General features: G+C 56.9%; 10 protein-coding genes. 7 read left to right on the forward strand and 3 right to left on the reverse strand.

Annotation, left to right across the window (positions count from 1 at the left end; genetic code table 11):
• Positions 1-55: 55 nt before the first annotated feature.
• Positions 56-775, forward strand: a complete 720-nt coding sequence (gene deoD / locus ACUW6V_RS12865) for a purine-nucleoside phosphorylase (protein WP_004386471.1) — start codon at positions 56-58, stop codon at positions 773-775.
• 238 nt (positions 776-1,013) lie between these two features.
• Here deoD and lplA read toward each other — a convergent pair whose 3' ends face one another.
• Positions 1,014-2,030, reverse strand: coding sequence for a lipoate--protein ligase LplA (gene lplA, locus ACUW6V_RS12870; RefSeq protein WP_012125836.1), 1,017 nt, complete (start codon positions 2,028-2,030; stop codon positions 1,014-1,016).
• Positions 2,031-2,078: 48 nt separating this feature from the next.
• Positions 2,079-2,741 carry a YtjB family periplasmic protein gene (locus ACUW6V_RS12875; RefSeq protein WP_004385879.1) on the reverse strand — a complete coding sequence of 221 codons (663 nt, stop codon included), beginning with the start codon at positions 2,739-2,741 and terminating at the stop codon, positions 2,079-2,081.
• Positions 2,742-2,847: 106 nt separating this feature from the next.
• Here ACUW6V_RS12875 and serB point away from each other — a divergent pair, with 106 nt between their 5' ends.
• From serB to nadR, 3 genes are all read left to right on the forward strand, one after another.
• A complete protein-coding gene (gene serB / locus ACUW6V_RS12880) occupies positions 2,848-3,819 on the forward strand; it encodes a phosphoserine phosphatase (protein WP_325775545.1) in 972 nt (323 codons plus the stop codon).
• Positions 3,820-3,830: 11 nt separating this feature from the next.
• Complete coding sequence (gene radA / locus ACUW6V_RS12885) at positions 3,831-5,213, forward strand: DNA repair protein RadA (protein ID WP_004385877.1); 1,383 nt, start codon at positions 3,831-3,833, stop codon at positions 5,211-5,213.
• Between the two features lie 92 nt (positions 5,214-5,305).
• The gene (gene nadR, locus ACUW6V_RS12890; RefSeq protein ID WP_004385876.1) at positions 5,306-6,538 is read left to right on the forward strand and encodes a multifunctional transcriptional regulator/nicotinamide-nucleotide adenylyltransferase/ribosylnicotinamide kinase NadR; all 1,233 of its coding nucleotides are present in this window, start codon (positions 5,306-5,308) and stop codon (positions 6,536-6,538) included.
• 120 nt (positions 6,539-6,658) lie between these two features.
• On the opposite strand, the gene ACUW6V_RS12895 is transcribed toward nadR, so the two are convergent.
• Positions 6,659-7,660: a zinc-binding alcohol dehydrogenase family protein gene (locus ACUW6V_RS12895; protein ID WP_454038448.1), complete on the reverse strand. Its 1,002-nt coding sequence runs from the start codon at positions 7,658-7,660 to the stop codon at positions 6,659-6,661.
• 115 nt (positions 7,661-7,775) lie between these two features.
• Between ACUW6V_RS12895 and ACUW6V_RS12900 the strand changes: the two genes are divergently transcribed.
• From ACUW6V_RS12900 to ACUW6V_RS12910, 3 genes are all read left to right on the forward strand, one after another.
• The gene (locus tag ACUW6V_RS12900) at positions 7,776-8,693 is read left to right on the forward strand and encodes a LysR family transcriptional regulator (RefSeq protein WP_088277022.1); all 918 of its coding nucleotides are present in this window, start codon (positions 7,776-7,778) and stop codon (positions 8,691-8,693) included.
• Positions 8,694-9,024: 331 nt separating this feature from the next.
• Complete coding sequence (locus ACUW6V_RS12905) at positions 9,025-9,801, forward strand: ABC transporter permease (protein WP_012125830.1); 777 nt, start codon at positions 9,025-9,027, stop codon at positions 9,799-9,801.
• A complete protein-coding gene (locus ACUW6V_RS12910) occupies positions 9,798-10,463 on the forward strand; it encodes an ABC transporter ATP-binding protein (RefSeq protein WP_012125829.1) in 666 nt (221 codons plus the stop codon). Before ACUW6V_RS12905 ends, ACUW6V_RS12910 begins: the two co-directional genes overlap by 4 nt.

A 10,463-nucleotide genomic window follows, 5' to 3' on the forward strand; every position in this document is an offset into this window, starting at 1 on the left:
AGGCCGGGTGTGCCGCCGCCGCCCGGCAACATAAAAAACTAAAAAGGAAACAGAGATGGCAACCCCACATATTAACGCTGAGATGGGCGATTTCGCGGACGTTGTGCTGATGCCGGGCGACCCGCTGCGTGCGAAACACATTGCAGAAACCTTCCTGGAAGACGTGCGCGAAGTGAACAACGTGCGCGGCATGCTGGGTTTCACCGGGACTTACAAAGGCCGTAAGATTTCCGTCATGGGCCACGGCATGGGTATCCCGTCCTGCTCTATTTACACCAAAGAGCTGATCACCGATTTCGGCGTGAAAAAAATCATCCGCGTGGGCTCCTGCGGCGCGGTGCGTGCAGACGTTAAGCTGCGCGATGTGGTTATCGGCATGGGCGCGTGCACCGATTCCAAAGTGAACCGCCTGCGTTTTAAAGATCACGATTTCGCGGCAATCGCGGATTTCGACATGGTACGTAACGCGGTAGATGCGGCGAAAGCGCTGGGTGTGGAAGCGCGCGTAGGTAACATTTTCTCCGCTGACCTGTTCTATACGCCGGACCCGTCAATGTTCGACGTGATGGAGAAATACGGCATCCTGGGCGTGGAAATGGAAGCGGCAGGCATCTACGGTGTGGCGGCAGAATTCGGTGCGAAAGCGCTGACCATCTGCACCGTGTCCGACCATATCCGTACCCACGAGCAGACCACCGCGGCAGAGCGTCAGACCACGTTTAACGACATGATCAAGATTGCGCTGGAATCCGTGCTGCTGGGCGATAAAGAATAAGTTTTCGCGTGTTTAAAGTGAAAGAAAAGGGCGCTGCGGCGCCCTTTTTTAGTGGGCGAATTCGGGCAGTTGAACGCCCCGGCGCGGCGGGTGCGCTGCGCTTACCCGCCCTACGCACGAAAAGGCTATGTTTGGTAGGGTGGGTAAGCGAAGCGCACCCACCATCGGCGCAGGGTTTAGTTGTTTCGTAGGGTGGGTAAGCAAAGCGCACCCACCAGTGGTTTTTAACGCACAATGGTTAACGCACCGCCTGCGCCATCCACGCGCCCACTTCGCGCAATTCCGCGGCCTGGGCGGGAAACTCACTCACTAACGCCTCACAAACTCCCTGCAATGCGCTGGCCTGATACACGCAGCCTTGCAACCGGCTCGCCAGCGCCTCCAGCGGCGCGGGGTTCAGGCTGTCGGTAAAAAGCTGTGTGCGGGTGATATGCCCCTTTTCCACGTCGAAATGCAGCTCCACGCCGCCCCAGACAAACCGCTCATCGAGTTGATGCGTAAAGGCAGGCGCCTGGCCGAAATTCCACTCCCAGCTGCTCTGGCGCGCGAACGTTTCGGCAAAGCCGGGCAGATCCGGGAACGCGTCGGGGGAAATCACCTCGGCGGCCACCCTCTCGCCGTAATACGCGAAAAACGCCTCCGTCACGGCCTCGCAGATCTGCGCATGCGTCACGCCCGGTTTGAGATCGTGAATATTGGCGACGCGCCCGCGCACGGAGGTGATCCCTTTCGCCTGGAGCTTTTTCTTATCCGGGTTCAGGTAATTCGAAAGCCGGCTTAAATCGGCGTTCAGCAAGAGCGTGCCGTGGTGAAAACCGCGATCCATCGTCTCGCGGTAGGCGGAGCCGGAAATTTTGCGCGGCCCTTCGGCGGTTTCCACCACCAGATCGTTGCGCCCGGAGGCCGATGCCGGAATGCCAAGCTGCGCCAGCGCGTTAATCACAATCGCGGTCGAGACGCTTTTGTCATACTCCGGTTTGCCCGCCATAAAGGTAAAACAGGTATTGCCGAGATCGTGGAACACCGCACCGCCGCCGCTGCTGCGCCGCGCCAGACGAACGTTATCTTCCTCCATCCGGCGCGTATTGCACTCTTTCCACGGGTTCTGCGCCCGGCCAATCACGACGGTGTCGGCGTTGCGCCAGAGAAACAGCACGCGCTGGGTGGCAGGCATCTGGCGGAAGATGCACTCTTCCACCGCCAGGTTAAACCAGGGATCGTAAGAATCGGAAATAAGCAGGCGTAAAGAGGACACAGGCGTTTTCCCTAAAGCATTGAAGAACGCCCATTATATCATGCGGCGTCAGGCGCGTTTGTCGTCTGCGGGCGTTTCAGGCTCGCTCTCTTCTTCCGGCACCGATCTGCTGGCGGTGAGCAAAAACGGCGACTGTTGCCAGCGCGTGCGTTTGCCCTGAAGCAGCGTGCGGGTCAGCACGATGCCGATAGCGAGCGCCAGTAACATCATCAGACGCAGAATATTGGTGGTGTTATCCACCTGACGCGCCTCGGTCGGCAGGCTGTGGGTGTCGAGCGTGAGCCGCAGGTATCCCACCGGGCCGCTCTTATCCTGCACCGGCTGAACGATTTGCTGGTTGAAGTAACTGCCCGCTTTTTTGCCGTCGAGCGCCAGCCGGTCGCGCACGTTGACGCTCTCGCCCGCTCGGGCGATCAGTTCGCCCTGCTGGTCATAGACGCTGGCATCCAGAATGCGGCTCTCGTCGGTCAGTTGATTCAGCATGGCCGCGACGCGTTTCTCATCCGGGTTTTCGCCCTTGATCAGCGGCGCGAGGCTGTAGCTGACCTGGCGGGCCAGTGTGCGGGCGAGCTCTTCCATCTGGATATTGCGCGACTGCTGATGGCTCTGGCTAAACCAGGACGCGCCCTGCATCAGCGCCACCAGCAGCGCCAGACAGATAAGTACAATCACTGCGCGATGCAGCCGAAATTTGAGTTTTGCCCGGGCCATAAAGTACCTGCTTAAATTTTGAAGCTTAATGTTGCCAGAAGCGCCGCAGACAAGGTAGCCTCATGCGTTGTTTTGTCCCGCCCCGATACTATTTACAGGAGCCTGAATGCCGAACAGTCTTACCTGGTGCGACCTGCCAAACGAGGTCTCCCTCTGGCCTGGATTGCCCCTTTCTTTAAGCGGTGATGAAGTGATGCCGCTGGATTATCACGCTGGCCGCAGCGGCTGGCTCCTGTACGGACGGGGTTTAAATAAGCAAAGCCTGACCCAATATCAGCACAAGCTCGGCGCGGCGATGGTCATCGTCAATGCGTGGTGCGTGGAAGATTATCAGGTGATCCGCCTGGCGGGCTCACTGACGCCGCGCGCGACGCGCCTGGCGCATGATTCCGGTTTAGATGTCGCGCCGCTTGGCAAAATTCCGCACCTGAAAACGCCTGGCCTGCTGGTAATGGATATGGATTCCACCGCGATTCAGATTGAATGCATTGATGAAATCGCAAAGCTTGCCGGTACTGGCGATGAAGTGGCGGACGTCACCGAGCGCGCCATGCGCGGCGAGCTGGATTTCGCGGCCAGCCTGAAAGCGCGCGTCGGCACGCTGAAGGGCGCGAGCGCCGATATCCTGCATCAGGTGCGCGACGCGCTCCCGTTAATGCCAGGCCTCACCTCGCTGGTGCTGAAGCTGCATGCGCTGGGCTGGAAAGTGGCGATCGCCTCCGGCGGTTTCACCTTCTTCGCGCAATATTTGCAGGACAAACTGCATCTGGACGATGTGGTTGCCAATGAACTGGCGGTGGAAAACGGCGTCTTTACCGGTGAAGTGACCGGCCAGATCGTCGACGCCCAGTTTAAGGCGCAGACCCTGCAACGCCTTGCTGAAAAATATGAGATCCCGACGGGCCAGACCGTCGCGATTGGCGATGGCGCCAACGACCTGCCGATGATCCAGACGGCGGGGCTGGGTATCGCCTATCACGCTAAACCGAAAGTGAATGAAAAGACGGAGATCACTATCCGTCACGCTGACCTGATGGGGGTTTTCTGTATCCTTTCGGGCAGCCTTAACCAGAAATAAAGAGGTAAAAGGTGGCGAAAGCTCCAAAACGCGCATTTGTCTGTAACGAGTGTGGTGCGGATTATCCGCGCTGGCAGGGGCAGTGCAGCGCCTGTCATGCCTGGAATACCATCACGGAAGTGCGCCTCGCCGCCTCGCCGCAAGCGGCGCGCAATGAACGTCTCTCCGGCTACGCGGGCAGCGCAGGCGTGTCGAAAGTGCAGAAGCTTTCCGACATCAGCCTGGAGGCGTTGCCGCGCTTCTCCACCGGTTTTAAAGAGTTTGACCGGGTGCTTGGCGGCGGCGTCGTGCCGGGCAGCGCTATTCTGATTGGCGGCAACCCCGGCGCCGGGAAATCAACGCTGCTGCTGCAAACGCTCTGCAAGCTCGCCGAGCAGATGAAAACGCTCTACGTCACCGGCGAAGAGTCGCTGCAACAGGTGGCGATGCGCGCGCATCGTCTCGGCCTGCCGACCACCAATCTCAACATGCTCTCGGAAACCAGTATTGAGCAGATCTGCCTGATTGCGGAAGAAGAGCAGCCGAAACTGATGGTGATCGACTCCATTCAGGTGATGCACATGGCTGACGTGCAGTCGTCGCCGGGCAGCGTCGCGCAGGTGCGCGAAACCGCCGCTTACCTGACGCGCTTTGCGAAAACGCGCGGCGTGGCGATTGTCATGGTGGGCCACGTGACCAAAGACGGCTCGCTGGCAGGCCCGAAAGTGCTGGAGCACTGTATCGACTGTTCCGTCCTGCTGGACGGCGACGCCGATTCCCGTTTTCGCACGCTGCGCAGCCATAAAAACCGTTTCGGCGCGGTCAATGAGCTCGGCGTTTTCGCCATGACGGAACAGGGGCTGCGTGAAGTCAGCAACCCGTCGGCCATCTTTTTAAGCCGTGGCGATGAAGTCACCTCCGGCAGCTCGGTCATGGTCGTCTGGGAAGGAACGCGCCCGCTGCTGGTAGAGATCCAGGCGCTGGTAGACCATTCGATGATGGCGAACCCGCGGCGCGTGGCGGTGGGCCTTGAGCAGAACCGTCTCGCAATCCTCCTCGCCGTGCTGCACCGTCACGGCGGCCTGCAAATGGCGGATCAGGACGTCTTCGTCAACGTCGTTGGCGGGGTAAAAGTGACTGAGACGAGCGCCGACCTGGCGCTGCTGCTGGCAATGGTGTCAAGCCTGCGCGACCGGCCGCTGCCGCAGGATCTGGTGGTCTTTGGCGAAGTGGGCCTCGCGGGTGAAATTCGCCCGGTGCCGAGCGGCCAGGAGCGTATTTCCGAGGCGGCGAAACACGGTTTTCGCCGCGCTATTGTTCCTGCCGCCAACGTGCCGAAAAAGGTACCGGAAGGCATGCAAATTTTCGGCGTGAAAAAGCTGGCGGATGCGCTGGCCGTTTTTGACGACCTATAATCAGTAAATCCCTGTTTTCTGGCGGGTAGCGCACGGCTGACCCGCCCTTTATCTTTTATCTGTCCGGCACGCTCATTCAGCAGGAGGCTCTTGTGTCATCATTCGACTATCTCAAAACCGCGATTCGTCAGAAAGGCTGCACGTTGCAGCAGGTGGCGGATGCCAGCGGCATGACCAAGGGTTATTTAAGCCAGCTTCTCAACGCCAAAATCAAAAGCCCGAGCGCGCAAAAGCTTGAAGCGCTGCACCGTTTTCTGGGGCTGGAGTTTCCACGCCGCCAGAAGCGCGTCGGCGTCGTCTTCGGCAAGTTTTACCCGCTGCATACCGGCCATATCTATCTGATCCAGCGCGCCTGTAGCCAGGTCGATGAGCTGCACATCATCATGGGCTATGACGAAAAGCGCGACCGCACGCTGTTTGAAGAGAGCGCGATGTCGCAGCAGCCGACCATCAGCGACCGTCTGCGCTGGCTGTTGCAGACCTTTAAATACCAGAAAAACATCCGCATTCACGCCTTTAATGAAGAAGGCATGGAGCCGTATCCGCACGGCTGGGACGTCTGGAGCGAAGGCATTAAAGCGTTTATGGAGGAGAAGGGGATCGAGCCGGATTCCATCTATACCTCCGAGGAGGCCGACGCGCCGCAGTACCGCGAACATCTCGGCATCGAGACCGTGATTATCGACCCGAAACGCACCTTTATGAATATCAGCGGCGCGCAGATCCGCGCTAATCCGTTCCGCTACTGGGAGTACATCCCTACCGAAGTGAAGCCGTTCTTTGTACGCACGGTGGCGATTCTGGGCGGCGAGTCGAGCGGGAAATCAATGCTGGTGAATAAGCTCGCCAATATTTTCAACACAACCAGCGCCTGGGAATATGGCCGCGATTATGTGTTTTCGCATCTCGGCGGCGACGAGATGGCGCTGCAATATTCCGATTACGACAAAATCGCGCTCGGTCACGCGCAATATATTGATTTCGCGGTGAAATACGCTAATAAAGTGGCGTTTATCGACACCGATTTCGTGACCACGCAGGCGTTTTGCAAAAAGTATGAAGGGCGTGAGCACCCGTTTGTGCAGGCGCTGGTGGATGAATACCGCTTCGATCTCGTGATCCTGCTGGAAAACAATACGCCGTGGGTGGCGGACGGGTTGCGAAGCCTCGGCAGCTCGGTGGATCGCAAAGAGTTTCAGTCGCTGCTGGTGTCGATGCTTGAAGAGAACAACATCGAGTATGTGCATGTCGAGGAGCCGGATTACGACTCCCGTTTTCTGCGCTGCGTGGAGTTAGTGAAGCAGCTGATGGGCGAGCAGGCGTAGCGAGCGGTTGTTGAAAAGTTTAATGGCCTGATGGTGGGTGCGCTGCGCTTACCCACCCTACATGCACATATTCTGTTGTAGGGCGGGTAAACAACGTGCACCCGCCGTGGCCCACCGACATTAAAACTCTACCACCACCTTGCCGCGCATATGGCCTTCCAGCACCTTCTCGTGCGCCTTGCTGATGCTCTCAACGCTCAGGCCGTGGAACGTTTCGCTCAACGCGCTCTCCACTTCGCCCGAATCCACAAGCTTCGCCACTTCATTGAGGATCTCGCCCTGACGCGCCATATCGGCGGTCTGATACATGCTGCGGGTATACATAAACTCCCAGTGCAGCGCGGCGGATTTCGATTTCAGCGCATCCTGATCCAGCGGGTGCTCATTCTCCACGATGCTGCAAATATGCCCCTGCGGCGCGATAAGCTGGCTCACCGCTGCCCAGTGGCCGTCGGTATCATTCAGAATGAAAATATAATCGACAAATTTAATCCCGTGTTTCGCCAGCTCACCCGGCAGGTCGTGATAATTCACCACCAGATCCGCGCCGCGATCGCGGCACCACTGCGCGGAATCTTCACGCGAGGCGGTGGCGATAATTTTGACCTTGCTGTGCAGACGCGCGAACGGAATGGCAAGCGAGCCCACGCCGCCTGCGCCGCCGATAATCAGCAGGGTTTTGTCTTCACCGGCGTCCTGAATCGCCAGACGCTCGAATAAGCCTTCCCACGCGGTCAGCGCCGTCAGCGGAATGGCCGCCGCCGCCGCCCAGGAGAGCGTGCGCGGCTTATGGCCCACAATGCGGGAATCGATCAACTGATGGCTGGCGTTGCTGCCAGCGCGGGTAATATCGCCAGCGTAATAGACTTCTTCGCCCGGTTTAAAGCCGCTGACTTTGCTGCCCACTGCCGTCACCACGCCGCTGGCGTCCCAGCCCAGCACGCGCGGCTCCTGCAATCCATTCTTTTTGAGGCTGGCGTGTACTTTGGTATCCACCGGGTTGATGGACACGGCTTTGACCTCCACCAGCAGGTCGTACTCGCCGGGCTGCGGCATCGGCTGGGTGATTTCAATAAAGCTTTCCGGGGCGTTCGGATTCACAGCAATCGCTTTAACAGACATATCAGGTTCCTTTCGTGTATTCAGAGGAGGATGTGTTGACTGTAGTCTATGCAGCCTGAAAGAGGGTGATAAGATGGACAATCCAGAACGGCGTGTTCGTGAGAGATGAACAATCATGTTTAAGCAACTGCAGGATATGGCGCTTTTCGCGCTGGTGGCGGAGACGGGCAGCTTCACGGCGGCAGCGCAAAAAGCGGGGCTGCCGAAGTCCAGCGTCAGCCAGCGCATTAGCCAGCTTGAGGCGCATGTCGGGTTGCGGCTGCTTAATCGCACCACGCGCAAGCTAAGTCTGACCTTTGCGGGCGAACATTATCTGGTGCACTGCCGTGAAATGCTGGATGCCAGTGAACGCGCCGATCTCGCCATCCAGCGCCTGCGCGATAACCCCAGCGGTCGGCTGCGCATCACCAGCCCTGCCGGGATCGGCGCAACGCTGCTGGCGCGCATGAACGCCGAGTTTCTCGCGAAATACCCGGAGATCACGCTGGAGGTGTTTATCTCCGACGACGTGCGGGATCTGGTGATGGAAGGGTTTGACGTGGCGCTGCGTACCGGCAAACCGCAGGATTCCTCGCTGATTGGCCGCAAGATAGGCCACTGCCCGCGCTATCTGCTCGCTTCGCCTAATTATCTGGCGCAGCACCCGGCACTGACGCACCCGTCACAGCTGGTGGATCACCGCGTGATTGTTCATCGCGCCTGGTCGGAGTGGCTGCTCCAGCGCGACCGCGAGCTTTACCGCTGCCATCTGAATCAGATGCACCAGACCGATAATCTCCTTTATGCCCGTGAAAGCGCGCTGGCAGGTGCCGGGATCACGCTGCTGCCCGCCTTTCTGCTTGATGATTCGCTCGCACAAGGCGCGCTGGTCAATGTCCTGCCGGCGTGGACCGTCACCGGGAACGATCTGTATCTGGTGTATCCGGGCCGCAAGCTCAACGCACCGGCGCTGGTCAGCTATATCAACTTTGCACTGGAGTACGAAGGTGTGACGCAGTTTTACGATAATTTATCGGCTTTCGTCTCAAAATGACTATCTTTTTAAAATTGACAGTTAAAAACGGATAAATAAAAAGTATGAAATCTTAATATTTCCAAAAAAAGAAAGCCAGAATAAGTTATTTATGGAGATGATGGATTGTGATATTTTACGCGCCTGAATTATTGTAACGCCCTTCTGTTGTCGTAATGATAATTACGGCTAATAAAACACGAATTTTGATTGTTTATAATGATAATCACGCGAGCGGTTACGCGCGTGTTGCCGTTATTTTTCTGGCAACGGATGTGTATTTTACAACAAGCTGTTATGGGAATGTCCCATAGCGGTAGCCTGTTCACAATAATATAACCAGGAACTGTTTATGAAAAGGCATGGGCTGGATGTCCAGCGCGCCACTGTACTGGCGTTATTTTTAAGGGAAATTAAAACGCGTTTCGGCAAGTTTCGACTGGGCTACTGCTGGGCGCTGCTTGAGCCACTACTTCATCTTGCCATCCTGCTGTTTGTTCTGGATTTTGTGATGGAGCGAACGCTGCCGGATATCTCATTTCCTGTCTTTTTATTAAGCGGCATTATTCCGTATTTTATTTTTAGCCATATTACGAGTCGTTCTATTAATGCCATCGAGGCGAACCAGGGGCTTTTTAATTACCGTCCGGTAAAGCCTATTGACACAATAATTGCGAGAACGTTACTGGAAGCCGGAATTTATATTGCCGTTTATCTGGTGCTGCTCGCGCTGCTGGCCATGACAGGCGAGGCGTTTACCTGCTCTCATTTGTTAGTTCTGTTTGGCGTCTGGGGTTGTCTGGTGGTGTTTTCCTTCGGTGTCGGGCTGATTTTTATGGTGACCAGTAGTGCGTTTCCGGAGTCGGAAAAGTTTCTGCCCCTGCTGACCCGCCCGCTTTATTTCATCTCCTGCGTGATGTATTCGCTCAATACTATTCCTCAGGAATATCAAAGCTGGGTCGCGTGGAACCCGCTGGTGCATGTGGTGGAACTGACCCGCGAATCGCTGGCGGCAAGTTATGAAAGCGACGGAGCCAGCCTGACGTATCTCGCAGTCAGCACGCTGGTAGTGCTCTTCACAGGCCTCGCGCTTTATCGTCATCAGGAAGAGGCGATGCTGACGTCATGATTGCTATCGAAAATCTCACCAAATCGTACCGCACACCCGCAGGGCGGCATTATGTCTTTAAGGATCTCTCTCTGACGCTGCCGTCCGGCAAGAGCGTGGCGCTGATAGGGCGTAACGGGGCGGGGAAATCGACGCTGCTGCGCATGATTGGCGGGACGGATAACCCGGACAGCGGGCGAATCATCTCCAGCGCCACGATCTCCTGGCCGGTCGGGCTGGCTGGGGGGTTTCAGGGCAGCCTGACCGGGCGTGAAAATGTGAAATTTGTGGCGCGGCTTTACGCGCCTAAAGAAGAAGTCCGCCAAAAAGTCGCGTTCGTTGAGGAATTCGCCGAGCTTGGAAAGTATTTTGACATGCCGGTGAAGGCCTATTCCTCTGGCATGAAAGCGCGTCTCGGGTTTGGGCTGAGCATGGCGTTCAAATTCGACTACTACCTGGTGGACGAAGTCACCGCTGTTGGCGACGCAAGTTTTCGTAAAAAATGCGAAACGCTGTTTGAAGCTCGCCATCAAGAGTCGTGCTTTTTAATGGTGTCGCACAATCTCCACTCACTCAAACAGTATTGCGATGCGGCGTTGTTTATAGGTCGGGAAAATCATGTGCATTTTTACGAAAGTGTTGATGATGCCATTGATGCTTATAAAGCTCAGGAGAATCTGTAA

The organism is Cronobacter sp. 153480017-3 (assembly GCF_053627815.1).

Coding starts and splice junctions, on each gene's coding strand:
- deoD (WP_004386471.1), top strand. CDS start 56: ATGGCAACCCCACATATTAACGCTGAGATGGGCGATTTCGCGGACGTT.
- ACUW6V_RS12875 (WP_004385879.1), bottom strand. CDS start 2,741: ATGGCCCGGGCAAAACTCAAATTTCGGCTGCATCGCGCAGTGATTGTA.
- serB (WP_325775545.1), top strand. CDS start 2,848: ATGCCGAACAGTCTTACCTGGTGCGACCTGCCAAACGAGGTCTCCCTC.
- ACUW6V_RS12895 (WP_454038448.1), bottom strand. CDS start 7,660: ATGTCTGTTAAAGCGATTGCTGTGAATCCGAACGCCCCGGAAAGCTTT.
- ACUW6V_RS12900 (WP_088277022.1), top strand. CDS start 7,776: ATGTTTAAGCAACTGCAGGATATGGCGCTTTTCGCGCTGGTGGCGGAG.
- ACUW6V_RS12905 (WP_012125830.1), top strand. CDS start 9,025: ATGAAAAGGCATGGGCTGGATGTCCAGCGCGCCACTGTACTGGCGTTA.
- ACUW6V_RS12910 (WP_012125829.1), top strand. CDS start 9,798: ATGATTGCTATCGAAAATCTCACCAAATCGTACCGCACACCCGCAGGG.